Source organism: Vreelandella titanicae BH1 (assembly GCF_000336575.1).
Lineage (GTDB): Bacteria > Pseudomonadota > Gammaproteobacteria > Pseudomonadales > Halomonadaceae > Vreelandella > Vreelandella titanicae.
Window position 1 is genome coordinate 119,506 of record NZ_AOPO01000008.1, and the last position, 14,400, is coordinate 133,905.

General features: G+C 54.3%; 14 protein-coding genes. 5 read left to right on the forward strand and 9 right to left on the reverse strand.

Translation table 11 applies throughout. The annotated features are described in order from the left end of the window. The 3 genes from HALTITAN_RS15250 to HALTITAN_RS15260 form a co-directional block, all read right to left on the reverse strand. Entirely contained in the window at positions 1-771 is a 771-nt protein-coding gene (locus HALTITAN_RS15250; protein WP_022522698.1) for an ABC transporter ATP-binding protein, read from the reverse strand. Positions 772-982: 211 nt separating this feature from the next. After that, positions 983-1,960 carry a succinylglutamate desuccinylase gene (locus HALTITAN_RS15255; RefSeq protein WP_009287640.1) on the reverse strand — a complete coding sequence of 326 codons (978 nt, stop codon included), beginning with the start codon at positions 1,958-1,960 and terminating at the stop codon, positions 983-985. Between the two features lie 233 nt (positions 1,961-2,193). Beyond that, positions 2,194-2,634, reverse strand: a complete 441-nt coding sequence (locus HALTITAN_RS15260; protein WP_039859672.1) for a hemerythrin domain-containing protein — start codon at positions 2,632-2,634, stop codon at positions 2,194-2,196. A 247-nt stretch (positions 2,635-2,881) separates the two neighbouring features. Here HALTITAN_RS15260 and wrbA point away from each other — a divergent pair, with 247 nt between their 5' ends. Continuing rightward, positions 2,882-3,481 (forward strand): NAD(P)H:quinone oxidoreductase, encoded by a 600-nt coding sequence (wrbA, locus tag HALTITAN_RS15265; protein ID WP_039859673.1) that lies wholly within the window; start codon positions 2,882-2,884, stop codon positions 3,479-3,481. Positions 3,482-3,587: 106 nt separating this feature from the next. Here the strand turns inward: wrbA and HALTITAN_RS15270 are convergent, their stop codons facing one another. Both HALTITAN_RS15270 and HALTITAN_RS15275 read right to left on the reverse strand, forming a co-directional pair. Further along, positions 3,588-4,616 carry an SMP-30/gluconolactonase/LRE family protein gene (locus HALTITAN_RS15270; protein WP_039859675.1) on the reverse strand — a complete coding sequence of 343 codons (1,029 nt, stop codon included), beginning with the start codon at positions 4,614-4,616 and terminating at the stop codon, positions 3,588-3,590. Positions 4,617-4,776: 160 nt separating this feature from the next. After that, positions 4,777-5,850 (reverse strand): tartrate dehydrogenase, encoded by a 1,074-nt coding sequence (locus tag HALTITAN_RS15275; protein ID WP_009287642.1) that lies wholly within the window; start codon positions 5,848-5,850, stop codon positions 4,777-4,779. A 170-nt stretch (positions 5,851-6,020) separates the two neighbouring features. Here HALTITAN_RS15275 and HALTITAN_RS15280 point away from each other — a divergent pair, with 170 nt between their 5' ends. Further along, complete coding sequence (locus HALTITAN_RS15280) at positions 6,021-6,962, forward strand: LysR family transcriptional regulator (RefSeq protein ID WP_009287643.1); 942 nt, start codon at positions 6,021-6,023, stop codon at positions 6,960-6,962. Positions 6,963-6,973: 11 nt separating this feature from the next. Here the strand turns inward: HALTITAN_RS15280 and HALTITAN_RS15285 are convergent, their stop codons facing one another. After that, the gene (locus tag HALTITAN_RS15285; RefSeq protein WP_009287644.1) at positions 6,974-7,510 is read right to left on the reverse strand and encodes a lipocalin family protein; all 537 of its coding nucleotides are present in this window, start codon (positions 7,508-7,510) and stop codon (positions 6,974-6,976) included. Positions 7,511-7,639: 129 nt separating this feature from the next. Here HALTITAN_RS15285 and HALTITAN_RS15290 point away from each other — a divergent pair, with 129 nt between their 5' ends. Both HALTITAN_RS15290 and HALTITAN_RS15295 read left to right on the forward strand, forming a co-directional pair. Beyond that, positions 7,640-8,068 carry a secondary thiamine-phosphate synthase enzyme YjbQ gene (locus HALTITAN_RS15290; RefSeq protein ID WP_039859676.1) on the forward strand — a complete coding sequence of 143 codons (429 nt, stop codon included), beginning with the start codon at positions 7,640-7,642 and terminating at the stop codon, positions 8,066-8,068. Between the two features lie 77 nt (positions 8,069-8,145). Then, the gene (locus HALTITAN_RS15295; RefSeq protein ID WP_009287645.1) at positions 8,146-10,392 is read left to right on the forward strand and encodes a glycosyltransferase; all 2,247 of its coding nucleotides are present in this window, start codon (positions 8,146-8,148) and stop codon (positions 10,390-10,392) included. Here HALTITAN_RS15295 and HALTITAN_RS15300 read toward each other — a convergent pair. From HALTITAN_RS15300 to HALTITAN_RS15310, 3 genes are all read right to left on the reverse strand, one after another. Continuing rightward, positions 10,374-11,078 carry a TVP38/TMEM64 family protein gene (locus HALTITAN_RS15300; protein ID WP_022522707.1) on the reverse strand — a complete coding sequence of 235 codons (705 nt, stop codon included), beginning with the start codon at positions 11,076-11,078 and terminating at the stop codon, positions 10,374-10,376. The two genes, HALTITAN_RS15295 and HALTITAN_RS15300, sit on opposite strands and share 19 nt — an antisense overlap. Positions 11,079-11,175: 97 nt before the next feature. Then, complete coding sequence (locus HALTITAN_RS15305; protein ID WP_009287646.1) at positions 11,176-12,114, reverse strand: ABC transporter substrate-binding protein; 939 nt, start codon at positions 12,112-12,114, stop codon at positions 11,176-11,178. Between the two features lie 64 nt (positions 12,115-12,178). After that, positions 12,179-13,360, reverse strand: a complete 1,182-nt coding sequence (locus tag HALTITAN_RS15310) for a TauD/TfdA family dioxygenase (RefSeq protein ID WP_022522708.1) — start codon at positions 13,358-13,360, stop codon at positions 12,179-12,181. Positions 13,361-13,497: 137 nt separating this feature from the next. On the opposite strand from HALTITAN_RS15310, the gene HALTITAN_RS15315 reads away from it, so the two are divergent. Then, complete coding sequence (locus HALTITAN_RS15315; protein ID WP_009287648.1) at positions 13,498-14,361, forward strand: LysR substrate-binding domain-containing protein; 864 nt, start codon at positions 13,498-13,500, stop codon at positions 14,359-14,361. The last annotated feature ends 39 nt before the right edge of the window (positions 14,362-14,400 follow it).

Consider the following 14,400-nt stretch of genomic DNA (forward strand, 5'->3'; position numbering starts at 1 on the left):
TCAGTAATTAGGTGCCAGGAATTGCTGCAGGCGCGGTGATTGCGGGTTGCCTAACACTTGATCGGGCGGGCCAGCCTCTTCCACCAGGCCCTGGTGAAGGTAAATCACTTGGCTAGAGACATCACGGGCAAACCCCATCTCGTGAGTCACCACGACCATGGTGCGCCCCTCTTCAGCGAGGTCGTGCATGACTTTCAATACGTCACCGACCAATTCCGGGTCAAGGGCGGAGGTGGGTTCGTCAAACAGCATCACTTCTGGATCCATTGCCAGCGCGCGGGCAATCGCACCGCGTTGCTGCTGGCCGCCGGACATTTGAGCGGGGTAGGCATTGGCGCGGGCGGTTAAGCCAACCCGATCGAGCAGTGCATGGGCGTGCTCCAAGGCCTCTTTTTTAGGTTTTTTTAGCACATGAATCGGCGCTTCGATGATGTTTTCCAATAGCGTCATATGTGCCCACAGGTTGAAGCTCTGGAACACCATGGAGAGCTTGGCACGCATTTGTACCACCTGCTTCCAATCTTCAGGTTCGCGGCCGTGCTTCGTGGTCTTAAAGCGAATGGGTTCGCCATGGACAATGAGGTCGCCATCGTCGGGCTGTTCAAGCAAGTTCATGCAGCGCAAAAAAGTACTTTTACCCGATCCAGAGGCACCAATCAGGGTAATCACATCGCCCTTTTGGGCTTGTAATGAAAGACCTTTCAGAACTTCCGTATCGCCAAAGCGTTTTTTAATATTACGCACTTCAAGGGGAGTAGGCGTAGCGGCCATATCATTGGCTCCAGTACAGAGTTGCCGCAGCAACAAGTGGGTTTGTTTGATGCGGCTGGCGCGAAAAAGGGGCGATTCTATCAGGCTGGGCGCATTATGCGCGCTTTCCTTCTAACATTATGCACTCGACGATAGTCGTATCGACGTCGAGGGTCCCGTTGTCGCCTCACCATTGTTATTGTCTTGGCTAAAGTAGATCCTGCTTGGGGGGTTAAACGATAGGCGCCACCAACAGCGCGGCACGGGCGCCCACCTCTACTTGTGCGTTAGGAAACACCACATGAAGGGGCGTATCGCCTACCCGAAACTCACCCGACTTACCGTCTTGGGCCAGCAGAGTGCCGGGCTCAAAGCGGCTGAAGTTGGCTGTGTCCTCGGCAAAACAGAGTGTAAAGTCCTGCGAGTGACGCATTAATTCGTGTTGAACCTGGAAAAACTGCATTTGCGTGGCGGGCTGATTGGGTGGCGTATGTCCTTCACTAAGCGCGGTGAGTAGTGTACGCATCGGTTGTAATGATGCCATATCGTTTTGGCCAAAAGGCGCTACCCGCCCTAGCTCAAAGGTAAATGCCTGAGCGGCGTGATAGTGCTTGCTGTAGTGGGAGAATGTCCAGCTGTGCTGATGTTGGTGTAGCACCGCCTGCATACTCGCCGCTGCCAGCCAGCCCCACTGCTCAGCATCGGTGGAGGATTCGGCAAAAGGCTCCACTACAAAACGGGGGTAGCGGCTATCCCGAATTGCGGTATGTAGGTCGTAGTGCAGTTTGGGGCGCCCGGCATGGCGGGCATAAAAACTATCCACCGCGGCCATTAATTGCCTGGCGCGATCTGGCTCCTCGCCCTTGGCGGCTAGTTCGCGGCTAAACAGCCGGTTTAAATTGGTGGTAAGGAAACGCTGCTGCGCCTTAAGCGCGGGCAGGTTGCCTAAAATCACCAGCACAGGAGCGCCGAGCGATATGCTGCCCGCTTCTACGCCGCTTAACCATTCACCCACCAGTTCAACCGGTGCGGTTTCATTGCCATGGATCGCCGCTGAAAAAATGCACGTGTAGGCGCTTTGGCTTACCGTGTTAGGGGTGAGCTCCAAAATACCAGGCGCATGCAAATGATAAGTGCCACTGGCGAAGACGCCTTGGCTGGCGGTGGGGAGTTGCCCATCAAGCGACCAGTCGAGCCATTGGCCTAGCATTGTCGCTCCTCAGTTAACTGTTTTGAGTATCGTTGTCAGTATAAAAGCGAGCCTAGGTTTACCACGCTGGGCGTATGTCACAAGCCCGCAGGTCGTTCGCGTGTAAAAGCCTAGCGTATTCGTGAAAAAGCGTCTTCATGAAACACGCGGAAGCTGAAAAGTGGCTTTATTTAATCGCTAACGGCAAAAAACGCCCATGGGGTGCATGAGCGTTTTTCAATTTGTTCATCACGTTACGCTGAACGCTGGCGCTGCATTTCTTCCTGGTACTCGCTAGCAAGCGATGTCTTTTGTTTATCTTGCAGGCCACGGCCCGCCAGCTGGAAAACCTCTTGCTCTTCTTCATCCAGGTGGTGAGTGACTAAATCCTGGAGCTGTTTGGCGTGGGTCAACCAGTGGGTTGCACTGTAGTCAGTTTCATCAAGCAGTTCTAAAAGCTCATCAATTTCATGATGTTCGGCAACGCTATGGCGGGCTTTTTCCTGAGTCAGGTCGATTGACATCATTGGGATATAGAGCGCCCGCTCTTCGGCAGCGGCGTGATAATGTAGCTCTTCCCGTACCTGCTGATACAGTTTATCTCGCTCATCGCTGTCTCCATGTGTTTCAACTAAGCGGGCGAGCAGGTCGCGCTGAATATCGTGATCCTTGCGCAGGGCTTCAAAAATCGTCATTCCAGACTCCTTGGATACGTTTGATGTAGGCAAGTCAAAAGCTAGTGGTGGTTGGCGTAAAGTGCAAGATGGCGTTCGTCGATGAAATCGACGCCCACGGACGAAAACATTCGCTTTTTTCTATGCTTGAGTGCGCTATGTTGTGTTTACTACTTATTAGGCGACGCCCACTTTAGGCGACGCCCACTTTAGGCGACGCTCACTGCACTACTCATAACTGCACTATTCATAAGTGAAGGAGATAGTAATGACAAAGGTACTGGTGCTTTATTATTCCATGTATGGTCATATCGATACGCTGGCTCAAGCCGTGGCAGAAGGCGCAAAGGGTGTGAGCGGCGTTGAGGTGACGGTGAAACGCGTTCCTGAAACCATGCCTGAAGAGGCGTTCAAGAATGCAGGCGGTAAGCAGGATTACGACACGCCGGAAGCGACGCCTCAAGAGCTTGCCGATTACGATGCGATCATTTTCGGTACGCCCACCCGCTTTGGGAATATGGCCGGTCAAATGCGTACCTTCCTGGATCAGACCGGTGGCCTGTGGGCGAACGGTGCTCTTCGTGGCAAAGTCGCTAGCGTGTTCACTTCTACCGGTACTGGCGGCGGTGATGAGATGACCATCACCTCTACTTGGACCACGCTGGCCCACCACGGCATGATCATCGTGCCGATTGGTTACGGTCTCGAAGAGCAATTTGATATTTCCAAAGTCAGCGGCGGTACGCCTTACGGCGCCGCAACCATTGCTGGTGGTGATGGCTCACGCCAACCTGACGAGCGTGAGCTGAAAATCGCCCGTTTCCAGGGCGAGTTGGTCGCGAAAACGGCGGCTAAACTGGCCAGTTAATTAGTTCACTAGCCAAGACATATACGAGTCAGCCATGTAAAAGCCTCGCTGGATATATCCGGCGAGGCTTTTTTGGGCTGGGATATTGGCTGGGATTATAGTCTTACTACGCTCCACGTGCCGCCGTGTAAATTGTGTAGACGGATTGGCTGGCCGTCATAAATAGTCGATTGCGGCTCTTGCACGCAAAACACACGTTCGAGCAGACTTCAGGTAGCAATACTCGGCCCAGCAAGGTGCCTTCCGGTGAGAAAACCACTACTCCGTCGATACCTTCACCACCATTGGCACTTGACCAGATATTGCCATCCACGTCGCAGGTCATGCCGTCGAAAATCGTGTCTTCGCTGGTCACGATAACTTGCCGGTTACTGACACTGCGACCATCTTCACCCAGCGACCAGCGAATAATTCGCGCGGGTTCGTCGAAATGGGTGGGGGCACTGTCACTGGCGTAGAACCCTTCGCCATCCGGCGTTAATACAATACCGTTTGGCTTATAAATATCGTCGGTCAGCATGATGGGCTCATCCAGGCTGTCATCGACGTAATAGATGGCCGTTTCTAGCTCCAGGTCTCGTTTTTTGCCCTCGTAGTCGAAGTGAGCACCATAGCCTGGATCAGTGAAGATCACTCCACCCGAGGGCAGTGCCACCACGTCATTAGGGGCATTGAGCGGTTTGCCCTGATAGCGCTCTGCGAGCACCGTTGTGCTGCCGTCCCACTCGTAGCGTAAAACGCGTGAGGGATAGTGCTCGCAAGCAATTAGCCGCCCCTGATGATCGAAGGTATTACCGTTAGAGTGGCCGACATTGTCTCTCAATACGCTGACTTGACCAGTGGATTCGTCCCAGCGCATCTGCTTGGCACGAGGTATGTCGCTGAAAACAACATAACGACCTACGGCGTTCCATGCTGGCCCCTCTGTCCACAGACCTCCACTCCAGTGGCGTTCTAGAGGACTGTTAAAAATCATGTAATCACTAAAGCGGGAATCTTCGACTTTCCAGGCATCGATTGGGTATCGTTCCGGGGTGGAACCTTGTGAGCTCTGCAAAGCAAAAAGCTGGGGCGATGTGCCAACAGCGGCCAGGGCGGCCGATGCCGAAAGGAACTGACGGCGTCCAAGTTTCATAGCATTGTCCTGATGGTTGTTTGTTGATGTTGTTATGAGCGAAGTGAAACTGATGTTTCTTCCACCCTCAGGACAAATGTAGAACATAAGCGATTAAAAAACATACATTGGCTGCCCGGTTGGATTCAACCAGACAGCCAATCTTTATGCCATATGTGTGTCAGTGCGAAATAGCGTTGGCAATCGCCTTGCCTAGGCTTGCAGTGGTGCCTTCTCCACCCACATCGCGGGTAAGTACGGTGGCATCCCCTTCGCTCAATACTTCCTCAATGGCCGTGACTATTGCGTCACCGGCTTCTTTGTAACCGAGGTGCTCCAGCATCATGGCGCCTGACCAAATTTGACCGATAGGGTTGGCAATACCCTTACCGGCGATATCCGGCGCGCTGCCGTGTACTGGCTCGAACAAGCTCGGAAAGTTGCCTTCTGGGTTGATGTTGGCTGAAGGGGCAATGCCTATCGTGCCGGTGCAGGCGGGGCCGAGATCAGAAAGAATATCGCCAAACAGATTGCTGCCCACGACGACATCAAACCAATCCGGGTGGAGAACGAAGTTGGCGGTAAGAATATCGATATGAAATTTATCCACCGCGATTTCAGGGTAGCCCTTCGCCATTTCGACCACACGTTCATCCCAATACGGCATAGTGATTGAGATGCCGTTGGACTTGGTCGCGGAGGTGAGCTTTTTACGCGGGCGAGTTTGGGCCAGTTCAAAGGCGTATTTCAATACGCGGTCTACGCCGGTGCGGGTCATGACCGTGTCTTGAATGACCACTTCACGGTCGGTGCCTTCAAACATTTTGCCACCAACGCTTGAGTACTCGCCTTCAGTGTTCTCACGCACCACGTAAAAGTCGATATCCCCGGGTTTACGGCCTGCTAGCGGGCTTTTAATGCCGGGCATGAGCTTGCAGGGGCGCAGGTTGATGTACTGATCAAAGCGGCGCCGGAATTGCAGCAGTGAGCCCCACAGGGAAATATGGTCGGGGACTTTGTCGGGCCAGCCCACCGCGCCATAAAACAGCGCATCGAAGCCTTTTAACTGCTCAAACCAATCATCCGGCAGCATTTTGCCGTGTTCCAGGTAGTAGTCGCAGCTGCCAAACTCAAAGGTGGTGAACTCAAGATCAAGATTAAAGCGCTTGGCGGTCGCTTCAAGGGCGCGGATGCCTTCAGGCATGACTTCGGTGCCGATGCCGTCACCGGCGATAATGGCAATACGGTGGGTCATAGTGGTTCCTTACCTTGTTAGTTACTTTTTATGCTTGTGAGTCGTGAGTCGTGAGTCGTGAGTCGTGAGTCATGAATAGTAAATAGAGTGTAGCGGCTATTTTGGTGGAGATAATCAGGCTACCATTCAAGTTATTGTTGCGTGAAAGTGCAGAATGACTGAGGAGCGATATGGCGCACCTGGATGATTTGGCGTTTTTTCAGCACTTGGCGCGGGCGGGAAGCCTGACGGGGACTGCTCGCGAGCTGGGGCTATCGCTCTCGGCGGTAAGCAAGCGGCTAAAACAATTGGAGGCGCGCCTGGGGGTAGAGCTAGCTGCTCGCACTACGCGGCGGTTGACGCTGACCGCAGAGGGTGAGCGCTACTTGGCCCGTGGCGCGCTGATTTTAGATGAGTTGGATGAGCTGGAAAATTCACTGGGTGAGGGAGTCGATCAGGCGCTTAGCGGACGTTTGCGGGTAAATGCCACTTTTGGCTTTGGGCGCCGCCATATTGCGCCGCTGCTGTCACGCTTTTGTGCCGATCACCCCGAGGTAGAAGGGTGGTTGGAGTTAACCAATTTTCCGCTCAATTTGAGCGATCACGGCTTTGATATTGGTATTCGCGTGGGCGAGCCACCGGAGTCGCGCTTGGTCGCTCGGCGTATTCTGGCCAATCGGCGGGTGCTCTGCGCGTCGCCTGCTTACATTGCCCAGGCGCCGTCTTTGCAAGTACCGGCAGATTTACAGCAGCACGCTTGTTTGGTGATTCGCGAGAACGACAGTGATTTCCCCCTCTGGCGCTTTGAACAAGTCGCTCAGTCTGCCAAAGGACTGCCTGGGCAGACACAGTCGATAAAGGTCAGCGGTCGATTAGCCAGCAACGATGGAGAGGTCATTACCCGCCTGGCCTTGGACGGCCACGGTGTCATGCTGCGCTCCTGGTGGGACGTTAACGAGCACCTTGCCAATGGCGCATTGGTAGCGCTGTTGCCAGGCTGGAAGGGGGTGCGGGCAGATTTTTATGCGGTGTTTGAACAACGTCGCCATGTGCCCGCCCGGCTGCGCGCTTTTATTGACTATGTTCAGCGAGAGATAGCGGGGCGAGTGCCGAGATTGCCGGAAGGGAACTAATCAGAAGCTACTTATCGGCTAGGGCAAGCCTCGCCTTGGATAACATCAATCAGCTCTTCAGTAGGGAACTCCAGCTCGGCTGCTCGCTGACGCAGGCGTCCTTCTGTCGCGCTATCTATTTCCGCTGTACGTGAAAGTATCCACAGGTAGTCGCGGTTAGGGCCTGCCACCAACGCCCATTGGTACTCCTCATCCAGCTCAAGGACGTTATAGCCGCCGTAAAAGGGGCCAAAGAAGCTTACCTTTAAGCGCCCAACGCTTTCATCGTCAATAAAGTAGGCGCGGCCTTCAGCCTCATCCCACTCTTGCTCTTCAAGGTTGTAACCACGGTTGATTACTCGAACACCGCCATCATCGCGCAGGCTGTAAGTAGCGGTCACGCAATCAAGACCGCGTTCAAAGGAGTGATCCAGGCGGGCAATTTCGAACCACTGGCCCAGGTAGCGGTCTAGCTCAAAGTCTGTTACTGGCTGCGTGCCATCCGGAATGCCAGTGCAGCCGGTGAGTAGGGTCATACTAACGATGCTGCTTCCTAGCAGGGTTTTCATTAACGCGCTCCTTGGCGATGATTCGAGGGTGATCGACTATGGTTAGTGCTATCTGTTGCTATTTTGCCATACAGCAGGAGAAGGCGGTGATGGAGTGTTTTCGTTTACATAACAAATAAAGGAGTGTGTATGTGGTGCCAACAAGAGATTCATTTGCCCGAAATGGCGCGCGGCTTTCATTTGATTACGGATGATGTGGCCCGCGCACTGCCTTGTTTAAGTGACTGCCAGGCTGGCATGCTGCATTTACAGCTGATGCACACTTCTGCCTCGTTAACGCTCAATGAGAACACTGATCCGGATGTGCGCCACGATTTAGATGCTTTTCTGCGTCGACTGGTGCCCGAAGATTTACCCTATTTCCACCACACTCTGGAAGGGCCTGATGATATGCCCGCCCATGTAGCCGCCAGCCTGCTGGGTACACAGCTAACGCTGGCGGTGCGCGATGGACGCCTGGCCTTAGGTACCTGGCAGGGCATATGGCTGGGAGAACACCGCAATCAGGCTGGGCCACGTCGATTACTGGCCACCCTAAACGGGTGTGAAGCGCGCTAGCTTGGCGCGCCACCTCGACTCAGCGTTGCTGTATAGTGGTTAATAACCTCATATTATCTTTGAAAAAGCGCTTTTAAATGCCACGACGCTCCTTTCTTCGCCTTTCCCGACAGCGCTGGTTGCGGCTGTTCTTTTTTCTTAATCTTGCTCTGGTGGCTGGGCTAATTGCTCACCAAATTTGGTTGTATGTAGCAGAACCCAAATTTGAGTCGGTGCATACCCTTGAAGTGGCGAATATTCGCGAGGTGTTGAAGGAGCGAACCGACTATCGCTTTGCGGTGGTGGGCAATATCAATAACTCGGTGAGCGTGTTTCAAAAGGAGATTGTGCCGCTCATCAATCAGAGCGGCATCGATTTCCTGATTTCCGCTGGGAATGCCGTCAATAGTGGGCAGCAGGAGAGCTACCAGGCGATTTATCAGAGTCTGGAGCAGCTCAATGTCCCTTACTTACTCACCTACGGTGAAAATGAAGATAGCGATTTCGGTAGCTATCTGTTTTACGAATATTTTGGGCCGCACTTTTACTCGTTTGTAGCGGGCAATAGCCACTTTATCTTTCTTGACGGTACCGGCAAGTCCTCTACCTCCTGGCAGCTTGATTGGTTGGAGCGTGAGCTTACGGCCTCAGAAACACAGCATCGGTTTCTATTTGTTGGTTTGCCGCTGCACAACGTAGTGAGCGACGCGCCGCTGTTTGAAGCGGACAATTATCTCAATGATTCTCGCTTAGCCGATGGCATTATGGCGCTGGCAGAGGAGCATGACGTTGACACCGTATTTTCCGCCAACTTAACGCTCTTTTCCCAGCAGACGATTAATGGCGTGGATTACGTGACCACCGGAGGCGCGGGAGGCATCCTCATCGATGCCGATAGTAGCTTTCACCACTACGTCATCGTCAATGTAGAGGGTGAGAATGTCGCTATTGCGCCGGTGCGATTAAATGTGGATAGCCCTGGCTGGTGGCGGATGGTGAGTAGTGTGGCTTCCACGGTGTATGCGTTTTTCTACGTTAGCTATACGCGGTTTTTGCTGATTGTGGGTATGTTGACGCTGCTCGCACTGCGCTTATATCGGCTAATTTTCGAAGATCGCGACTACTATCCTGATTTTGATATCGACCCAACGCCTTTCCTGGGTAAAACTCTGCGCGTAGCGATGATCTCTAATAACTACTTTCCTTTTGTATCGGGGGTATCGGTCTCGGTGGATCGCCTGCGCAATGGCTTATGTGATCTAGGCCACACCATCCAACTGTTAGTGCCGCGCTACCGAGAAACGTGGCAGGACGACAGCTCAATAAAACGCATCCCCACGCTAATGGCATTTGGGCAGAAGGGCGAGTTCCGGTTAACCAATCCGTTCAGTGCGCGTTTTCGTCGTTGCCTGCGTGGGTTTAAGCCGGATGTTATTCATGTTCATCATCCCTTTTGGCTCGGTTCCATGGGCCTGTTTATGGGGCGTCGGCTCAAGGTGCCAGTGATCTACACCTATCACACCCGCCTGGAGCACTATGCCCACTTCGTGCCGTTGCCCGGTGCGCTGTTCCGTAATTTGATTTCCCATACCCTGATCAAGCGCTTCTCTAATCGCTGCCAAGGAGTGATTGTGCCGACTTACTCCGCCGAGGAGTATCTGCGCATGATTGGAGTGAAGACTCCCTCGCTGGTGCAGCCCACAGGCATAGATGTGGCACGCTTTTCTCACGTTGAGGAGAGTGAGTTGGAAGCGCTGCGCGAGCAATTAACTATCGACCCTGCAAGTAAAATATTGATCAGCGTCTCGCGGATTAGTAAGGAGAAAAACATTGGCTTTATGCTGGAAGCCCTCGCCGAGCTTCAGTCACAGGGGCATGATGATCTTCATCTGCTACTGATTGGTGATGGGCCAGACCGGGAGGCGATTCAAAACCAAATCGATACTTTGAAACTGACCTCGCAGGTCACCCTGGTAGGTGCGGTGCCGCCGGAGCGCATGGCGCTTTATTACCATCTAGGCGATATATTTGTGTTTGCTTCGACCTCAGAAACCCAGGGTATGGTGATTCTTGAAGCAATGTCGGCGGGGTTGCCCGTCGTGGCGGTGCGCTCCAGCGGTATCGATGATGTGGTGCGGCAAGGGGTCAATGGGTTCAAAACACCGCAAAATCGTCAGGCCTGGGGGCAAAGGGTGGTTGAGTTAAAAGATAACGCTGAGCGACGCCGGGAGTTGGGTAAGCAGGCCAGCCACTTTGCTGAGGAGTTTGATATTGCCAACTTTGCCTCAGCGGTGGCGGGCTTTTACGCCGAAGTGCTGGCCAAATATCACTCGCCTTCGCGGTGAGGCTGTTTTTTTGCCGCTTGGCGGCGGTTAGCATAGCGTTTAAGGCCTATTAACAAGCTAACGCCAGCCGCTAGCCCGACAGCCGCTAAGATGATTTCTTTGGTCGAGGCAGCGGTGAACAGTGCGCCTAGCTGGCTGCCCAATAAGATCACCGCTGCCAGCCCCGGTACGATGCCCAGGGTGGAGCCGATCATATAGTCGCGAAACTTAAGGTGAAAAGCGCCCGCCAGCATATTGGTGAGCGTGAACGGGGCGAGTGGCAGCAGGTTAATCACCGTCATGGTGCGAATGCCGCGCTTGGATAAGTAACCCGATAGGCCACGCAGATGACGCCCGCCATAACGCATAAGCGCCTCACGGCCTAACCAGTGGCCTACCCAGTAAGACACAATCGAGGAGGTCAATGTGCCTAGCGTGGCGTACACCAGCCCCCATATCGGGCCAAACAGTAAGCCAGTCACCACCACCAGTAGGCTAAGTGGAAACATCACCAGCAAGGCACTGGCATAAGTGGCCATTACCGCAGCAAACATCCAGGGCGCGGTACGCCACTGGCGAATGTAAGCGATAAACTCGCTAAGGCGCGCCTGGGTGAGTAGGTCGTAGCGCTGCAGTACCTGCCACATGACGCCCAGCAGCACGACGATTACCAGCAGGCCTACGCCCTTACCCAATGTCCGCGACATGCCCACTCCCATCGGCTAAAAAAGCGCTAGCATACGCTAGCCGTCCAATGGGATGAAGGCGCTTTTCCATTAAGTGCAGTTGTTAATCAGCGGTTTATTAGTTGTTGAGCTGGGCTTCAATGACCGGCCAAGCGGGGTCGCCGTCAGTGGTGGTGACGTCTGCCAACATTGCTTCAATGCGTTCTGGGTGGTCGTTGATCCACTGTTCGGCGACGTCGGCAAGGTCTTGCTCTTCCTGGCCAAACGCCTGGATCATCCAGCTCTGCTCTTCAGCCGAAAAGGTAAACTGCTCAAAGAACGTCACTACGTTGGGGGTGGCTTCAGCGTAGTCACTGCGCAGCAGCGTCAACACATCGCTTTCACCGTTGTTCTCACCGAACAGGTCTTCAGGATCTTCCAGGTAGCGCATGGGCAGCTCAAGGTTCATCCAGTGGGGCGTCCAGCCTACCCAGACAATCGGTTCCTCACGGGAGATGGCGTCACGTGCAGCGGAAAGCATGCCCACTTCACTGGTATCGACTACCTGCCAGTCACCTAGACCCCAGGTGTCGTTGTCAATGGCGTTGTGAAGAATCTCACTGGCAGCAGAGCCTGCGCCGAAGCCATAGATTTCACCCTCGAACTGCTCGCGATTTTCGTCTAGATCAGCAAAGCTCTGAATGCCACTCTCATACAGATATTCCGGCACCGCCAGGGTCATTTGCGCACCATCGACGTTATTCGCCACGTCAATCAGTACACCCGACTCCTTGCGGGGATTGAACATCTCACGCTGGGCGGGCAGCCAAGCCCCTAGAAAGGCGTCGATATCGCCGCTTTCGATACCCTGGTAAATCACCTGTAGGCCGATTTCCTGGGTGCTGGTTTCGTAGCCGAGTGGGTTTAATAGCTGTTCGGCGATAGCCGTTTTTACTGTAATGCCGGGCCAGGCGGGCACACCGAAATCGAGGGTTTGGTCGTCGGCGTGAGCCGCCGAGGCAAATAGCGCGGTAGTGGCGAGGGCAATGCCTGAGGCGAGAGGCTTGAGGTGTGTCATAGGATCTCCTTGCTAGGTTTTTGTCTGATAGGTGTTGTTGTTAAACAGTGATTATTGAATACCGCTAAACGTTACGGGCCAGCACGCGGAGGCGTGAAGCCAGCATGTCGCGGTCTAAATAGGTGCCCTGTAAATGGCGTGCGCCGCTGTTGGGATCGAACTCGCGCCGTCCGTGGAGTACGCGACGATTATCAAAAGCGACCATTTGACCAGGGCGAAGGGTGAACTCTAGCTGGTGCGCTTCGCTGTGGAACAGCTTCCACAATAGAGCGTAGGCGCTGTACCAGGCGTCCATCTGCTCTACTGGTAGGTGAAGGGCATCGCGAATCCAGTTATTCAGGCGCATCTCAACCAGATTGCCTGCGCTATCCAGAGTGATCACCGGTGCCCGCATTGAAATATCGTGGGTTTCATCCTGAAAGCGAAAATCAATCGGTGTTTCGCTAAGAATCGTCAGCGCTTCTGGAGACTCCTGGCGCAGAGCTTCTACGACCCGAGCGCCATCAGCAAATAACGATTCGCCGCCGCTGGCACCGTTTTGCAGGCAGTAGAGCAACTGAATGTCTGGCGGTTGGCGCCAGTTGGGTAAATCGATATGCAATGGCAACCCTACCGCGGTATAAGCCGCGTTGTTGGGATTGGGTTTGGAGCGCACATCAAAGCGGGCGCCAAAGTTGGTGGCGCGCAGGGGGCCAATACGTTCAGCTAAGCGGCTTACTTCCTCTTCTACCAATGGGCCGTCGGTAATCAGTGCCAGCCCGTCGCGTAGCATGGCGGTTAGCCAGGCTTTCTCGCCTAGAGGGGTTAAAAAATCGCTATGGCTGATGTGCTCGGGAGTGAAGTTATCGACCCAAGGCTTAGCGTTGGGTACCGCAGAAGTCAGCTCGGCTTCCGGGCGGCGCTGGTAAAGCCAGCCGCTATGAAAGGCACTGACATGACCATCTTGCCATTGCAGGTGTAAGTGCCCATCTAGCAGAGCAACGCTGGGTGGCTCAGTGATGGGTTCAAGCGGCAGGTAGAGCCTTTCCCGGGTCTGCGGATGCCGGCAGGCCGGGCAGGCGCAGTGGTCGCGCAGCCAGAGCAGGGGCAGAGTGGTTTTTTGACCATCTAGCCACTCAAGGGCAATGCCATTGTGGGCAAGCGTCGCTTGAGTGAGTACCGGGCCCGCTTGATAAGGACTTAATTCGCCCATCTCAGGGGTGTTTGCATGGGGGGGCGTTAAGGTGGTCTCTGCTGTGCTGTTCATTAAAACTCCGATTCGCTCCCTCTGTGGCATTACGTAGGGGTGTGCGTTTGTGCCAACCAGGATGCGGAGTAGCCGCAGCAGTGACAAACGATTAATCTGACCCCTAAGACATCATTTAATTTATAGGTCTCTTTTTCATGAGCCAATTACCGCCATTGTTATGGCTACAAGCCTTTGAATCTGCGGCGCGTACCTTAAGCTTTACCGCTGCAGGCAATGAGCTTGGGGTTACCCAAGCGGCCATCAGCCAGCGCGTCAGGCTGCTGGAAGACCGGGTGGGGCAAAAGCTCTTTGTTCGTCATGCACGCAGCTTAACGCTTACCCCCGCTGGGCAGGCGTGGCTGCCGAGCATTCACGATGCGTTTGTGCGTATTAGTGAGGGCACCCTGGAGGTCTTTGGCAGCACCTCTGAGCAGCCAGTGACGCTGCGTGCCACGCCGGTTATTCAGCAGTCGTGGCTGGCGCCGCGTTTAATTGCCTTCCACCGGGCTCATCCCCAGGTGTCGATTCGTGTAGTAAGTGCTATCTGGCCCGATGACTTTGGCCCCGAAGGGGCGGATATCGAGATTCGCTATGGCAAAGGGGAGTGGACGGGCGTTGAAATGCAGCCGCTAGGCGAAGAGCAACTGCTGCCCGTTTGCTCGCAGGCGTTAGCGAACACGCTTACTGCGCCGAGCGATCTGGCTGGGCATACGCTGCTGCACGCTGTCGGTTTTGGCGTGGGGTGGCCGGGGTGGCTGCAGGAAGCGGGGGTTGCTCACCTGGAAGCGCAGTGCTGGTCGCTCACTTGCGATAACCAGGTGATGACACTGGCGCTTGCTAGCCAGGGCGGTGGCGTTGCGTTAACTCACCGACGCTTAATGGAGCAGCGTAGCGATTTGGTGGCGCCTTTTGAGCTCAGTGTGCCCAGCGATGAGCGCTTCTGGTTGGTTCGCCCTAGCCGGCGCCACGTTAGCGACGAATCCGAGCTGGTATGGCGGGGGCTTTGCGATTCAATGTGATAAGTGGTTATTGCTGTTTTAAAGTCTTTTCACCAATTT

What these genes read in the sequence shown, in the direction of transcription:
- HALTITAN_RS15260 (WP_039859672.1), bottom strand. Translation starts at nt 2,634, where the DNA reads ATGACGATTTTTGAAGCCCTGCGCAAGGATCACGATATTCAGCGCGAC.
- HALTITAN_RS15280 (WP_009287643.1), top strand. Translation starts at nt 6,021, where the DNA reads ATGGCGCACCTGGATGATTTGGCGTTTTTTCAGCACTTGGCGCGGGCG.
- HALTITAN_RS15290 (WP_039859676.1), top strand. Translation starts at nt 7,640, where the DNA reads ATGTGGTGCCAACAAGAGATTCATTTGCCCGAAATGGCGCGCGGCTTT.
- HALTITAN_RS15295 (WP_009287645.1), top strand. Translation starts at nt 8,146, where the DNA reads ATGCCACGACGCTCCTTTCTTCGCCTTTCCCGACAGCGCTGGTTGCGG.
- HALTITAN_RS15310 (WP_022522708.1), bottom strand. Translation starts at nt 13,360, where the DNA reads ATGAACAGCACAGCAGAGACCACCTTAACGCCCCCCCATGCAAACACC.
- HALTITAN_RS15255 (WP_009287640.1), bottom strand. Translation starts at nt 1,960, where the DNA reads ATGCTAGGCCAATGGCTCGACTGGTCGCTTGATGGGCAACTCCCCACC.
- HALTITAN_RS15270 (WP_039859675.1), bottom strand. Translation starts at nt 4,616, where the DNA reads ATGAAACTTGGACGCCGTCAGTTCCTTTCGGCATCGGCCGCCCTGGCC.
- HALTITAN_RS15305 (WP_009287646.1), bottom strand. Translation starts at nt 12,114, where the DNA reads ATGACACACCTCAAGCCTCTCGCCTCAGGCATTGCCCTCGCCACTACC.
- HALTITAN_RS15250 (WP_022522698.1), bottom strand. Translation starts at nt 771, where the DNA reads ATGGCCGCTACGCCTACTCCCCTTGAAGTGCGTAATATTAAAAAACGC.
- HALTITAN_RS15275 (WP_009287642.1), bottom strand. Translation starts at nt 5,850, where the DNA reads ATGACCCACCGTATTGCCATTATCGCCGGTGACGGCATCGGCACCGAA.
- wrbA (WP_039859673.1), top strand. Translation starts at nt 2,882, where the DNA reads ATGACAAAGGTACTGGTGCTTTATTATTCCATGTATGGTCATATCGAT.
- HALTITAN_RS15285 (WP_009287644.1), bottom strand. Translation starts at nt 7,510, where the DNA reads ATGAAAACCCTGCTAGGAAGCAGCATCGTTAGTATGACCCTACTCACC.
- HALTITAN_RS15300 (WP_022522707.1), bottom strand. Translation starts at nt 11,078, where the DNA reads ATGTCGCGGACATTGGGTAAGGGCGTAGGCCTGCTGGTAATCGTCGTG.
- HALTITAN_RS15315 (WP_009287648.1), top strand. Translation starts at nt 13,498, where the DNA reads ATGAGCCAATTACCGCCATTGTTATGGCTACAAGCCTTTGAATCTGCG.